Annotated in this window: 16 protein-coding genes; 7 read left to right on the top strand and 9 right to left on the bottom strand. The window is 49.5% G+C overall.

Annotated elements, in window-relative coordinates:
• Positions 1–93: 93 nt before the first annotated feature.
• Positions 94–657, top strand: coding sequence for a DNA-3-methyladenine glycosylase I (gene tag / locus D9738_RS09895; RefSeq protein WP_130260118.1), 564 nt, complete (start codon positions 94–96; stop codon positions 655–657).
• Positions 654–1,094: an N-acetyltransferase gene (locus D9738_RS09890; RefSeq protein ID WP_130210064.1), complete on the top strand. Its 441-nt coding sequence runs from the start codon at positions 654–656 to the stop codon at positions 1,092–1,094. Before tag ends, D9738_RS09890 begins: the two co-directional genes overlap by 4 nt.
• Here the strand turns inward: D9738_RS09890 and bisC are convergent.
• Positions 1,063–3,396 (bottom strand): biotin sulfoxide reductase, encoded by a 2,334-nt coding sequence (bisC, locus tag D9738_RS09885; protein ID WP_130260117.1) that lies wholly within the window; start codon positions 3,394–3,396, stop codon positions 1,063–1,065. The genes D9738_RS09890 and bisC overlap by 32 nt on opposite strands.
• A gap of 152 nt (positions 3,397–3,548) precedes the next feature.
• Between bisC and D9738_RS09880 the strand changes: the two genes are divergently transcribed.
• Positions 3,549–4,208: an OmpA family lipoprotein gene (locus tag D9738_RS09880; RefSeq protein ID WP_000747625.1), complete on the top strand. Its 660-nt coding sequence runs from the start codon at positions 3,549–3,551 to the stop codon at positions 4,206–4,208.
• 103 nt (positions 4,209–4,311) lie between these two features.
• Positions 4,312–5,286, top strand: coding sequence for a glyoxylate/hydroxypyruvate reductase GhrB (gene ghrB, locus D9738_RS09875; protein WP_130260116.1), 975 nt, complete (start codon positions 4,312–4,314; stop codon positions 5,284–5,286).
• A gap of 48 nt (positions 5,287–5,334) precedes the next feature.
• Here ghrB and D9738_RS09870 read toward each other — a convergent pair whose 3' ends face one another.
• Entirely contained in the window at positions 5,335–6,045 is a 711-nt protein-coding gene (locus D9738_RS09870; RefSeq protein WP_130210058.1) for a DUF3053 domain-containing protein, read from the bottom strand.
• 419 nt (positions 6,046–6,464) lie between these two features.
• On the opposite strand from D9738_RS09870, the gene D9738_RS09865 reads away from it, so the two are divergent.
• Positions 6,465–6,755, top strand: a complete 291-nt coding sequence (locus tag D9738_RS09865; protein WP_130210056.1) for an HTH-type transcriptional regulator — start codon at positions 6,465–6,467, stop codon at positions 6,753–6,755.
• Between the two features lie 281 nt (positions 6,756–7,036).
• Positions 7,037–7,249 (top strand): RNA chaperone/antiterminator CspA, encoded by a 213-nt coding sequence (gene cspA, locus D9738_RS09860; protein ID WP_000014594.1) that lies wholly within the window; start codon positions 7,037–7,039, stop codon positions 7,247–7,249.
• Positions 7,250–7,302: 53 nt separating this feature from the next.
• Here cspA and yidD read toward each other — a convergent pair whose 3' ends face one another.
• The 5 genes from yidD to D9738_RS09835 form a co-directional block, all read right to left on the bottom strand.
• Positions 7,303–7,674: a membrane protein insertion efficiency factor YidD gene (yidD, locus tag D9738_RS09855; protein WP_130260115.1), complete on the bottom strand. Its 372-nt coding sequence runs from the start codon at positions 7,672–7,674 to the stop codon at positions 7,303–7,305.
• A 157-nt stretch (positions 7,675–7,831) separates the two neighbouring features.
• Positions 7,832–7,984 carry a type I toxin-antitoxin system toxin HokA gene (hokA, locus tag D9738_RS09850; protein ID WP_001135725.1) on the bottom strand — a complete coding sequence of 51 codons (153 nt, stop codon included), beginning with the start codon at positions 7,982–7,984 and terminating at the stop codon, positions 7,832–7,834.
• A 323-nt stretch (positions 7,985–8,307) separates the two neighbouring features.
• The gene (gene glyS, locus D9738_RS09845; protein ID WP_130260114.1) at positions 8,308–10,377 is read right to left on the bottom strand and encodes a glycine--tRNA ligase subunit beta; all 2,070 of its coding nucleotides are present in this window, start codon (positions 10,375–10,377) and stop codon (positions 8,308–8,310) included.
• 9 nt (positions 10,378–10,386) lie between these two features.
• Positions 10,387–11,298 (bottom strand): glycine--tRNA ligase subunit alpha, encoded by a 912-nt coding sequence (gene glyQ, locus D9738_RS09840; RefSeq protein ID WP_001168544.1) that lies wholly within the window; start codon positions 11,296–11,298, stop codon positions 10,387–10,389.
• A 94-nt stretch (positions 11,299–11,392) separates the two neighbouring features.
• Positions 11,393–11,692, bottom strand: a complete 300-nt coding sequence (locus tag D9738_RS09835) for a YsaB family lipoprotein (protein WP_130260113.1) — start codon at positions 11,690–11,692, stop codon at positions 11,393–11,395.
• 173 nt (positions 11,693–11,865) lie between these two features.
• Between D9738_RS09835 and wecH the strand changes: the two genes are divergently transcribed.
• Positions 11,866–12,861, top strand: coding sequence for an O-acetyltransferase WecH (gene wecH / locus D9738_RS09830; RefSeq protein WP_130260112.1), 996 nt, complete (start codon positions 11,866–11,868; stop codon positions 12,859–12,861).
• 36 nt (positions 12,862–12,897) lie between these two features.
• Here wecH and yiaA read toward each other — a convergent pair whose 3' ends face one another.
• Positions 12,898–13,335: an inner membrane protein YiaA gene (gene yiaA, locus D9738_RS09825; RefSeq protein WP_130260111.1), complete on the bottom strand. Its 438-nt coding sequence runs from the start codon at positions 13,333–13,335 to the stop codon at positions 12,898–12,900.
• Positions 13,336–13,380: 45 nt separating this feature from the next.
• A complete protein-coding gene (gene yiaB, locus D9738_RS09820; RefSeq protein ID WP_130210044.1) occupies positions 13,381–13,722 on the bottom strand; it encodes an inner membrane protein YiaB in 342 nt (113 codons plus the stop codon).
• Between the last annotated feature and the right edge of the window lie 160 nt (positions 13,723–13,882).

Here is a 13,882-nt window from a genome sequence, read left to right as displayed (position 1 = left end):
CATAGTAGTCCTGTATTAAATATTGACTTTTTCACCGGTGCGTCAAGAAAAGCCGGTGAAATTTTTACGAACAGGTACATAGCGAGGGAAAGTATGGAACGTTGCGGCTGGGTGAGTCAGGACCCGCTTTATATTGCCTACCACGATGAAGAGTGGGGCGTGCCTGAAACTGACAGTAAAAAACTGTTCGAAATGATCTGCCTTGAAGGTCAACAAGCGGGGCTGTCCTGGATTACCGTCCTCAAAAAACGAGAGAATTATCGCGCCTGTTTTCATCAGTTCGATCCAGTAAAAGTTGCGGCAATGCAGGAAGAGGATGTCGAAAGACTGGTTCAGGACGCCGGGATTATCCGCCATCGCGGGAAGATTCAGGCCATTATTGGCAATGCGCGTGCATACCTGCAAATGGAAGAGAACGGCGAACCGTTTGCCGATTTTGTCTGGTCGTTCGTAAATCATCAGCCACAGGTGACACAAGCCACAACGTTGAGCGAAATCCCCTCGTCGACACCTGCCTCCGACGCACTCTCTAAGGCATTGAAAAAACGTGGCTTTAAATTTGTAGGCTCGACGATTTGTTACTCCTTTATGCAGGCGTGTGGGCTGGTGAACGATCATGAGGTTGGCTGCTGTTGCCATCCGGGGAATAAGGCATGATTAGACAAGCGCAACGTTCTGAGCTGCCCGCGATCCTTGAACTGTGGCTGGAAAGCACAACCTGGGGACATCCCTTTATAGAAGAGAGTTACTGGCGTGACTGCATTCCACTGGTGCGTGATGCATATCTTGCTAACGCACAAAACTGGGTGTGGGAAGAAAGCGGTGAATTTCTCGGTTTTGTCAGCGTGATGGAAGGGCGATTTCTGGCAGCGATGTTTGTCGCACCGAAGGCTGTCAGGCGCGGTATCGGCAAGGCGTTAATGCAACATATGCAACAACGCCATCCCCATTTATTGCTGGAGGTTTACCAGAAAAACCAACCAGCGATAAGTTTTTATCATGCGCAAGGCTTTCGCATTGTCGACTGCGCATGGCAGGAGGAAACTCAACTCCCTACCTGGATTATGGACTGGCAGGCGGATCAAACGCCGTAAGCGTAAGTTCAGGGCCGGTGTATTTTTCCAGCCACGCCAGCGCCGTGTTACCTGCACAGCCATTCCCCAGCCGCGAGCTTGGGAGGTCTTTGGTCAGCACATTCACCGCACCGTTCTTACAAATCCCGCCAGCAGTAAAATCCAGATCCGGCCATGCCCCTTCGTGAATGCACATCACACCGGGTTTGATACCTTCGCTAATCACCGCTCCGGCAAGGATTTGCCCGCGTGAGTTCCACAGCCGAACAGTATCGCCATCTTGTATACCGCGCGCCTGTGCATCTACAGGATGAATGGTGACAGGTTCTCGATTTGCCACCGCGTACAATTCGCGCAGGGAACTGTAATTCAACTGACTGTGCAGACGATGCGCCGGATGAGCAGAAAGTACCTGCAACTGTTCCGGTTCGGCGTTGCCCTGCCACTCATCCGGCTCCAGCCACATGGGATGCCCTGGACAATCCGGGTAACCGTAATCCGCGATACGCTGCGAAAAGATTTCAATCTTACCACTGGCAGTTTTTAACGGATGCGCCTGTGGGGCGCGGCGAAAATCAGCAAACCGAATAAACTGTTCGCTGGTTGGGTTTTCTGGCATCTCAATTAACTGGTTGGCTTCCCAGAACTCGTCAAACGGCGGCAAGTGTACCTGCTGACTTGCCCCACGTTGCCGCGCAACGTTATAGAACGTTTCCAGCCATTGCAGCTCACTTTTCCCTTCCGTAAACCGTGTATAGCCGCCCTTCTCCCAGCGCTCACTTAACTCAGCAAAAACATCAAAATCATTACGCGCTTCATCGCGCGGTGGCACTACTTGCTTCATCGGCACCAGATGTTGATTGCTGTAATCACCAGTCATAGTGAGATCGTTACGCTCAAACGAGGTGGTCGCGGGGAGGACGATATCGGCGTGTTTCGCCGCCGCCGTCCAGAAACATTCCGATATCACCACCAGCTCCGGTTTTTGCCAGGCGCGGATCAAGCGATTGGTATCCTGGTGGTGGGTAAAGTTGGCACCGCCCGCCCACCAGATAAAACGAATATCCGGAAAATGTCGGTTCATGCCGTTGTGTTGATACACGCCGCCAGGATTTTCCAGAGCTTCAACAATGCGAGCTACGGGGATTTTATCTACCGCATCGGTGCCCTCCGGCAAACTGCCCTGCATGGATGAAAGCACCGCAGCGCGGCGCGTGGGATTACCACCGTTGGCAAAATGATAAGAAAGCCCAAAACCGCCACCTGGTGTACCGATTTGCCCCAACATTGCCGCCAGCGTGACGAGCATCCAGTGTTTCTGCTCGCCAAACTGTTGGCGTTGCATTCCCCAACCAGCCATCAGCATGGTGGTATTTTGATGGAAAATAGCCGCCAGTTCGCGGATTTTCTCTGCGCCAACACCACAAATCTCTGCTGCCCATTCGGCAGTTTTTGCAATGCCATCGCTCTCGCCCAGCAAATAAGCGGCGAAGACGTCATAACCTGTGGTACAACGTGCCAGAAATGCCTCGTCGTGCCAGCCATTTTCCACCAGCGTATGGGCGATCCCCAGCATCAGTGCTACGTCGGTGCCCATATGTGGAGCTACCCACTCTATTTTGTCGCCAAAGAAATCGACGGTTTCCGATCGCATTGGATCAATGCAGATCAGCTTTTTCCCACTGTCACGCAGTGCACAAAAGTAAGAAAGCCCCTGCTCATCAGACGCATTCCACGCAATTTTCAGCGTATTTAGAGGGTTAGCACTCCACAGCACAACCACATCGCTGTGTTGCAGCACCAACGGCCAGCTGGTCTGCTGTTGATAAACTTCGCTGCCGCCCACAACATACGGCATGATCGCCTGTGCTGCGCCGGTCGAATAATCCCCCAGATGGCCGGTATAGCCGCCTGCCAGCGCCATATAGCGTTGTAACAAGGTTGACGCTTTATGCAGCACGCCATTTGAACGCCAACCGTAGGAACCGGCAAAAATCGACGCCGGACCATAAGTTCCGCGAATACGTTTGTGTTGTTGGTGAATAAGATCCAGTGCCTCATCCCAACTCACGCGAACAAATTCGTCCTGCCCGCGAATTCCTTGTGGATTTTCTGGTGACGCAAGAAAGCCTTTACGCACCATCGGAAATCGCACCCGCGTATTGCTATGAACCTGGTCGCGAACCGCACTCTGCAAGGAGTTTTCCATTCCTGTGGTTAACGCACCACGCGAGGTGAAAACTGTTTCACCGTCGGTTTCAACCAGCATTGGGCCCCAGTGGGCGGCAGTAAGAACAGAATAACGTGAGGATGAGTTGGCCAAACCGAAGGCTCCTGAAAAGTTAGATGTATTGAGCAGTTAAATATTACTTACAAATTTCCGAGTATTCCCAGGAATAATCTTCATGTTCACACGGCATAATCTTCCGCCACGAAACCCGTGGCAAAGAATAAAAAGGTTATTAAGGATTAACAATGAAGAAACGTGTTTATCTTATTGCCGCCGTTGTGAGTGGCGCTCTGGCGGTATCTGGCTGTACAACTAACCCTTACACCGGCGAACGCGAAGCGGGTAAATCTGCTATTGGCGCGGGTCTGGGCTCTCTCGTTGGCGCGGGCATTGGCGCACTCTCTTCTTCGAAGAAAGATCGTGGTAAAGGCGCACTGATTGGCGCAGCAGCAGGCGCGGCACTGGGCGGCGGCGTTGGCTATTACATGGATGTGCAGGAAGCGAAACTGCGCGACAAAATGCGCGGCACCGGCGTTAGCGTAACGCGCAGCGGGGACAACATTATCCTCAACATGCCGAACAATGTGACCTTCGACAGCAGCAGCGCCACTCTGAAACCAGCAGGTGCTAACACCCTGACCGGTGTTGCAATGGTACTGAAAGAGTACCCGAAAACGGCGGTTAACGTGATTGGCTACACCGACAGCACTGGTGGTCATGACCTGAACATGCGTCTGTCGCAGCAGCGTGCAGATTCCGTTGCCAGCGCGTTGATTACCCAGGGCGTTGACGCCAGCCGTATTCGTACCCAGGGTCTTGGTCCGGCTAACCCGATCGCCAGCAACAGCACCGCAGAAGGCAAAGCCCAAAACCGTCGCGTAGAAATTACCTTAAGCCCGCTGTAATCACTTTCATGCCAGGTGGTGATTCAATCACCTGGTATTCTTAGGTTTTCCTGCTTCATTTTTCAGGCTAAGGTGATCGCCTTATCAGTGAATGGAGAGAAGCATGAAGCCGTCCGTTATCCTCTACAAAGCCTTACCTGATGATTTACTGCAACGCCTGCAAGCACATTTCACCGTTCACCAGGTGACAGACCTCACTCCACAGACCGTCGCGCAAAACGCGGAAATTTTTGCCGAAGCCGAGGGCTTGTTAGGTTCAAATGAAAATGTTGATGCCGCGTTGCTGGACAAAATGCCGAAACTGCGTGCCACATCAACTATCTCTGTAGGCTACGACAATTTCGATGTCGATGCGCTTACCGCCCGAAAAATCCTGCTAATGCATACGCCAACCGTATTAACGGAAACGGTGGCCGATACGCTGATGGCATTGGTGCTGTGTACCGCGCGTCGGGTTGTCGAGGTAGCAGAACGCGTAAAAGCAGGCGAATGGACCGCGAGCATTGGCCCGGACTGGTACGGCAGCGACGTGCATCATAAAACTCTTGGCATTGTCGGGATGGGACGGATTGGCATGGCACTGGCACAACGGGCGCACTTTGGCTTCAACATGCCGATTCTCTATAACGCTCGCCGCCACCATAAAGAAGCTGAAGAACGCTTTAACGCCCGTTATTGCGATCTGGATACGCTGTTACAAGAATCGGATTTCGTTTGCCTGATCCTGCCGCTAACTGAAGAAACGCATCACCTGTTTGGCGCTGAACAATTCGCCAAAATGAAATCCTCCGCAATCTTCATTAATGCAGGACGTGGACCGGTGGTTGACGAAAATGCACTGATTGTGGCATTGCAGAAAGGGGAAATTCACGCCGCCGGACTGGATGTCTTCGAACAAGAGCCACTGTCAGTAGATTCACCGCTGCTCTCAATGGCAAATGTCGTCGCAGTCCCACATATTGGTTCTGCTACTCATGAGACGCGTTATGGCATGGCCGCCTGTGCGGTGGATAATTTGATTAATGCGTTACAAGGGAATGTCGAGAAGAACTGTGTGAATCCGCAAGTCGCGGAATAACCGCGACTGCGTGGAGAAAAGCCCGAAAATCTCCCGGGCTTTTACTCTTTATTGGGTTGCAGTTACTGCTGCGGTCCAGGCCTGATTAAACGCCTGATGTTGTGCCGGTAATGGCGCAATCAGTTTGTTATATTCACTCGCCTGCTGCGAAGTCGGGAACTGAATGCCATTCGCCACAAAGCTTACCTGAGTACCCTGCTGGGAAATATAGTCCCCAACCATTACCAGTTGTTGTGTAAAGGTTTGTGCCGCCGGAATCAACGGTTGTAACGCATCAGCCGGTGTCGTCACCACTTTGGTGAATGCCTGATCAAAGACCGGCTTCAGATCATCAGTCTGTTTCAGCGCAGAGTGCGCAGCATCGGCCTGCAACTTCGCATTTTGTAGCTGTTGCGCCAGTACACCCAGCGAACCGTTCATTTCACGCAGCGGACCACTTTGCGTGACATAATCCTGTGGTGCACGAATTGCGTTAACGCTGTCTACAACCGGACGTAGACCGGAATCCATCGCCTGATTCACCTGTTGGGAATAGCCATACAGAATCGCGTAATCAGAGACAAAAGGACCAAATTGTTTTTTCTGATCGGCAGTCAAGGTTGGTAGACGTTCACCGCTACGCATCACTGTATTCTGCAGGAAGTCGATAAACGCTTTACGCTGATCGCCTTCTTTATCAAAACACCCACTCAGGCTAACTACCATTAATAACGCCGCAAGAGGCGCAAACCAGCGAGAGCAGGACTTTCCTGTCGCCATTTTCTTACTCCTTTCACCCAAAAAAAGCGCACAACGACACACGCGTGTCTGACGTGACAAGGATAGTCCAGGACAAGCTTGCAAGATACCCTTTATGCATAATCTTCCTGGGAAAATGATGTAGAAAATGAAGGAAGGTTAATTTGTTGTTTCATTGTTAAAAACAGGCATTGCTATTGCGTTTTTTAGCCAGGACTTTACTTCTCTTAGGTAGGTGAAATTTTCGGAATCTTTACAATCCGGGATTCTGCGAAATATATCGGCATTAATCATATCGTTAGGCAACTATAAGTCACAGTTATTGATAGGCTGAATCGAATCACACTCTGGTTGCTTCCCGCTGAGTCTGTGTTTCCCGACTATTCTTAATGAGCTTCAATGCAATTCACGATCCCGCAGTGTGATTTGAGGAGTTTTCAATGGAATATAAAGATCCAATGCTTGAGCTGTTGAGCAGCCTGGAACAAATTGTTTTTAAAGATGAAACACAGAAGATTACCCTGATGCACAGACCTACGCCCTGTACCGAGATTGAGCAATTACGCAAAGGAACGGGGTTAAAAATTGATGATTTCGCTCGTGTTTTGGGCGTATCCGTTGCGATGGTAAAGGAATGGGAATCCAGACGAGTGAAGCCTTCCAGTGCTGAACTAAAATTAATGCGTCTGATTCAGGCCAATCCGGCATTAAGTAAGCAGTTGATGGAATAGAGTTTTATTAACTTTTTTGATGTTTACGGTCCTGATGACAGGGCCGTTTTCCGACCGATTAATCATAAATTTGAAAAATAATTGTTGCATCCACCTCCAATGCGTGGCTTAATGCACATCAACGGTTTGACGTACAGACCATTAAAGCAGTGTAGTAAGGCAAGTCCCTTCAAGAGTTATCGTTGATACCCCTCGTAGTGCACATTTCCTTTAACGCTTCAAAATCTGTAAAGCACGCCATATCGCCGAAAGGCACACTTAATTATTAAAGGTAATACACTATGTCCGGTAAAATGACTGGTATCGTAAAATGGTTCAACGCTGACAAAGGCTTCGGCTTCATCACTCCTGACGATGGTTCTAAAGACGTGTTCGTACACTTCTCTGCTATCCAGAACGATGGTTACAAATCTCTGGACGAAGGTCAGAAAGTGTCCTTCACCATCGAAAGCGGCGCTAAAGGCCCGGCAGCTGGTAACGTAACCAGCCTGTAATCTCTGCTTAAAAGCACAGAATCTAAGATCCCTGCCATTTGGCGGGGATTTTTTTATTGGAAAAACCGCTTTAAATGTAGAGAAGAACAGTCGCAGGAACAATCCAGATCCGGCACCGGGATGTCGCAATCACGACAGACCGCACCATCACACCCGGAACAATCACAATCATTATTCTTCTTTTTACGTATTACCTCGTTCAGGTGTTGCTTCTGCCTGATTGTCTGTGCCGCAAGTCGGCAATCTGCAAAACGCTGACGTATCTCGCCCCAGCCTGCAATAACACCTTTCTGTTGAATAATCTCTTTGACTGCCCCCGAACATCCCTGCGTTTGGTACAACACACTGTAAGCACAGCGATATCCTTTGCGAGGAGAAAGATGTCGTTGATAAAGCATTATCAACAGTAAAAGCAGTTTATTCATGAAGGCCCCGAACCATTCCTGTTCTCAATTAAAAACCTATTTAATAGCCAAATCCATTCGCATTTTTTAAATAATATTCATCAAGGAAATAAATTAGGGTGCATTGAGAATACCCAACACCGTAAGAAAGGCGGGAATAACTTCCCGCCGAAGACTCTTACTCTTTCAAATTGCAGGCTAAAAATGCCGCCAGCTCATAACTCCCCTGTTTAATATGCAATTCACACAGTGAATCTCTTACCATCCAGGTGAAAAATAAAAGCGTGAAACAAATCACTATTAAAGAAAGTAATCCGTATTTTTGCGGCATTCCCAGCCTCCTGTGTTGATTTCCAACGAGTAAGAGGCTAACCTTATGGTGTTCAGGCATAGAGGTAGCCTCACTTTGATTTATAGTCAGGTGGGGCTTTTCTCTGTCTGCCTTTCGGTGAATACCTGAGACAAACAGTCTCAAGCACCCACAGCTATTCTAGCGTAATAAATTCCTTTCCTCTCCTTAATAAAATCCTAAAAAAATCTCATGAAATTAATATATGAGATAATTTTTATTCAGCAGAAAATTATTAAAGGTAGCTGTATTATTTAGCTATAAAAAAAGCCTGCCAAGTGGCAGGCTATTTAATAACAGTGTTATTACTGCAACAGCGAAATATCCGCAACGCGCAGGAATAATTCGCGCAGTTTTTCCAGCATGGTCAGACGGTTGATACGCAGATCTTTGTCATCAACCATGACCATCACTTTATCGAAGAACGCATCTACCGGTTCACGCAACTCGGCCAGTTCGACCAGCGCATCCTGGTAACGACCTTCAGCAAAGTACGGCTCCAGTTTGTCGCGCAGCACCACAACCTGCATCGCCAGCTTAATTTCTTCCGGCTCTTTCAGGGTAGAGGCATTCACGCGATCACTCAGCACTTCGGCAGATTTCGCCAGAATGTTGGATACACGTTTGTTCGCCGCCGCCAGTGCAGCCGCCGCATCCAGCGTACGGAAGTGCGATACTGCTTTCATACGAGCATCGAAATCTGCCGGACGAGTCGGACGACGCGCCAGTACCGCCTGGATGGTGTCAACAGTGTAACCTTCGTCCTGATACCAGGCGCGGAAGCGACCAAGCATAAAGTCGATAACGTCATCAACCACGTTGGCGTTGGTCAGCTTATCACCGTACAAGCGCACCGCTTCTTCGGTCAGCGTTTGCAGATCAAGGTTGAGGTTCTTCTCAACGATAATACGCAGCACGCCAAGTGCGGCACGACGCAGCGCAAACGGGTCTTTGTCGCCTTTCGGATGCTGACCAATACCGAAGATACCCGCCAGGGTGTCCATCTTGTCAGCAATCGCCAGCGCACAGGCCACCGGGTTAGACGGCAGGTCATCACCGGCAAAACGCGGCTGATACTGCTCGTTCAGCGCAACAGCGACATCTTCCGCTTCGCCATCGTGACGCGCGTAGTGCATCCCCATAACGCCCTGGGTGTCGGTGAACTCGAAGACCATGTTGGTCATCAGGTCACACTTAGACAGCAGACCCGCACGGGTTGCGTGGTTGACGTCAGCGCCAATCTGTTCAGCAATCCAGCCAGCCAGCGCCTGAATGCGGTCAGTTTTGTCGCGCAGCGTACCCAGCTGTTGCTGGAACAGCACGGTTTGCAGGCGCGGCAGGTTATCTTCCAGACGTTTTTTACGGTCGGTGTTGAAGAAGAACTCGGCATCTGCCAGACGTGGACGAACGACTTTCTCGTTACCGGAGATAATTTGCTGCGGATCTTTCGATTCGATGTTGGCGACGAAGATAAAGTTCGGCAGCAGTTTGCCGTCGTTCGCGTACACCGGGAAGTACTTCTGGTCACCTTTCATAGTGTAAACCAGTGCTTCAGACGGCACAGCGAGGAATTTCTCTTCGAATTTCGCGGTCAGAACAACCGGCCATTCAACCAGAGAAGCCACTTCTTCCAGCAGACTTTCGCTTAAGTCAGCGTTACCGCCAATCTTACGCGCTGCTTCTTCGGCATCGGCTTTAATCTTCGCCTTACGTTCTTCATAATCGGCGATGACTTTCCCGCGCTCACGCAGAATCTCCGGATACTGATCGGCATTGTCGATAGTGAATTCCGGTTCGCCCATAAAGCGGTGACCGCGAATCACGCGATCGGACTGAATGCCCAGGATCGTCGCCGGAATAACTTTGTCGCCCAGCAGCAGGGTTACAGTGTGAACCGGACGCACGAAGTGTACGTCAGACGCGCCCCAGCGCATCAGTTTCGGGATCGGCAGTTTCGCCAGCGAAGTCGCAACCATATTCGGCAGCAGTGCTTCGGTACTTTCGCCTTTCACGTGGGCGCGATACAGCAGCCATTCACCTTTGTCAGTGGTCAGGCGCTCTGCCTGGTCAACGGTAATACCGCAACCACGCGCCCAACCTTCTGCCGCTTTGCTCGGTTTGCCTTCGGCGTCGAACGCCTGGGCAATTGCCGGGCCACGTTTTTCAATTTCGCGATCCGGCTGTGCTTCTGCCAGGTTAGCTACTTTCAGCGCCAGACGACGCGGAGCAGCAAACCATTGAACGGTGCCGTGTGCGAGGCCAGCGTTATCCAGCTCCGCAGTAAAGTTCGCAGCAAAGGACTCAGCCAGGCTGCGCAGTGCTTTTGGTGGCAGCTCTTCAGTGCCGATTTCCACCAGAAAAGTTTTCTCAGACATAGCCGCCTCTTACTTATCTTTGTTGCACATCGGGAAGCCGAGGGCTTCACGGGAAGCGTAGTATGCTTCTGCCACTGCTTTGGTCAGGGTGCGAATGCGCAGAATGTAGCGCTGACGCTCGGTGACGGAGATGGCTTTACGCGCATCCAGCAGGTTGAAGCTGTGGGCGGCTTTCAGAATACGTTCGTAGGCTGGCAGCGGCAGCGGATTTTCCAGCGCCAGCAGCTGCTGCGCTTCTTTCTCGTACTGCTCGAAGCAGGTGAACAGGAAGTCCACATCCGCGTATTCGAAGTTGTAAGTGGATTGCTCCACTTCGTTCTGATGGAACACGTCGCCGTAGGTGGTTTTACCCAGCGGGCCGTCGCTCCAGACCAGGTCGTAAACGCTGTCTACGCCCTGAATGTACATTGCCAGACGTTCCAGACCGTAGGTGATCTCGCCGGTAACCGGTTTACACTCCAGACCACCAACCTGCTGGAAGTAAGTGAACTGCGTCACTTCCATGCCGTTCAGCCACACTTCCCAGCCCAGCCCCCAGGCACCCAGCGTCGGGTTTTCCCAGTTATCTTCCACGAAACGGATATCGTGGATAGTCGGGTCCATGCCCAGCTCTTTCAGAGAACCGAGGTACAGCTCCTGAATATTGTCCGGCGATGGCTTAATCACCACCTGGAACTGATAGTAGTGCTGTAAACGGTTGGGGTTTTCTCCGTAGCGACCATCGGTCGGGCGACGAGAAGGCTGAACATAAGCAGCCGCCATCGGTTCTGGCCCCAGCGCGCGCAGACAGGTCATTGGGTGAGAGGTTCCCGCGCCGACTTCCATGTCCAATGGTTGAACAATGGTGCAGCCCTGGCGAGCCCAGTAATCCTGTAAGGTCAGGATCAAGCCCTGGAAGGTCCTGGTATCAAACTTTTGCATATTATTTCGTGCTGGATACGTGTGGATTTAAAGGAAGGGATCAGTATACCCGCTGGATGGAAGATATACAGTACGAAACGGGAAAAAGCAGGGCTTAACGCATGGAAAGATGCAAAAAATGGCCATCTGCGTCAAAAGAACAGACAAACTGCTCTTTCCGGAAGGTATAACCTCGCATTTCGTAGCTTCCCTGGAACTGTTCAAAGGCAGTGACGTCGATTTTTTGCTCACCGGTGTTATAACGTTTTGCTGCCTGACCCTTGCACAATGCTTCCATATTCAATGAACGCAGCGGCTCAACCTTTACCCGCTGTGCTTTCTGCTCGGGTGGCGGTGTCGAGCATCCCACTAACACAATAAGTACCATTGCTGGAAAGAAAGAGTTCATCATCATTAAATTACCGTCTTATTTGCAGGTGAGTCTTATTATTAATATCGGTATAGTGGCTGAATCTAACGAATTTCCTCAAGCCTCTATAAGCTGTAGAGATAAAACTCGGATTATTCCAGTGCACCAGCTGAATGATTTATCGGTCAGACCTTTTTTAACCAGTTACAGAGACACAGATGCAGCCCAAAATTTATTGGATTGATAACCTGCGAGGGATAGCCTGTTTAATGGTGGTGATGATTCATACCACCACCTGGTATGTAACCAACGCCCATAGCGTTAGCCCCGTAACCTGGGATATCGCGAATGTTCTAAATTCTGCCTCCCGCGTCAGCGTGCCGCTATTTTTCATGATTTCCGGCTATCTCTTTTTTGGCGAACGTAGCGCCCAACCACGTCATTTCTTGCGCATTGGCTTATGTCTGCTGTTTTATAGTGTCATCGCGTTGATCTACATTGCGCTTTTTACCGCTATCAATGTGGAGTTAGCGCTGAAAAACCTGCTACAAAAGCCTGTGTTTTATCACTTATGGTTTTTCTTCGCGATTGCGGTGATTTATCTGGTTTCGCCGCTGGTTCAGGTGAAAAACGTTAGCGGTAAAATGTTGCTGGTACTAATGGTGGTGATTGGCATCATCGCTAACCCAAACACAGTGCCACAGAAGATTGACGGCTTCGAATGGCTACCGATTAACTTATATATCAATGGCGATACTTTTTACTACATCCTGTATGGCATGTTGGGCCGCGCCATTGGCATGATGGATACGCAACATAAATCACTGTCGTGGGTGAGCGCCACGCTGTTTGTTGCGGGGGTATTTATTATCTCTCGCGGGACATTATATGAATTACAGTGGCGAGGAAATTTTGCCGATACCTGGTATCTCTATTGCGGACCGATGGTTTTTATCTGTGCAATCGCGTTACTGACGCTGGTAAAAAATACGCTGGATACACGCACTGTTCCCGGGCTTGGGCTGATATCACGCCATTCTTTAGGTATATACGGGTTCCACGCATTGATTATCCATGCGCTGCGTACCCGGGGGATTGAGCTTAAAAACTGGCCAATACTGGATATTATCTGGATCTTCTGCGCCACGCTGGCCACAAGCTTATTACTTTCTGTGCTGGTGCAACGAATCGACCGCAACAGATTCGTAAGTTGAGCAAAAGCCCGGTCACACTGACCGGGCTTACAAGGATTATTCGCTATATTCTTCCTGAACAACCACAGTTTCTTTTGCTGGATTAACTCCAGCATCACGAATATTCTTCTGCACTGCTACTGCACCAAACAAACTTAAAAAGAAGGCCAGACCATAAAACCCTTTTTCGCTGAGTAATAATGTTGCATTCCACAGACCAACTATCAGTAATGCAACAGATATGATAAAGACAACCAGGCAGGTCATATAATAAATGGATGTAGTGGGGATGCCTTCATATTTGTCCCGCACAGTTTTTTGATAAGATGCGGCTGAAAATAGTCCTAGCACCAGAACAGCAAAGTAATATCCTTTTTCATTTAACTGCATTTCCGCATTCCATAGCCCTAATAAATAGGTAACAATACCGCCGCCAAGCGCTATCCATGACACAATGCTAAATGCTGGAGAATAGGTTGATATTTTGTTTTCCATCACAGTATTCCTTTCATTCCTGAATGTGTAAGAGCTTTATGTTGCTCATGCCGAGCGAAACAAACGCATTTGACCAAACAAGCAGACAAAAAAGGCGATGGGGTAGATCACCATTTCATAAGCATTGATAGGTGCATTTAAAACACCGATAAACAACAGACCGATAGTGATTAACGCAACTAACTGGCAGATGCGAATAAACATGTCATCCAGTTGCCCGAGTTTTTCAGCACGAAGATAAGCATAATTGCCAAACGTTCCCGTCATTAACACACCGAGAAAATAGCCTTTGCCGCTTAACAATGGGCATGAGATCCATAGCCCAACCAGATAAACCAACGCCCCGACAACGAATAATAGTTTTGCCACAGTCTTTGAGGTTTTCATAATGATCTCCGTATCTACCAGCGATACATTACGATTAACCAACGAAAGACAAAACTGAAAAATACCATTAACAAATGATTTTCAGAATAAATTCATATTGAATACTAATGAATTGATAATTTATATAGACAGGAATTATCCCTGCCCGGTCAGGCAGGGG

Origin of the sequence: Escherichia sp. E10V5, from assembly GCF_004212315.1 — a bacterium.
Classification (GTDB): Bacteria; Pseudomonadota; Gammaproteobacteria; order Enterobacterales; family Enterobacteriaceae; genus Escherichia.
This window is presented reverse-complemented; position numbering and strand designations above follow the sequence as displayed.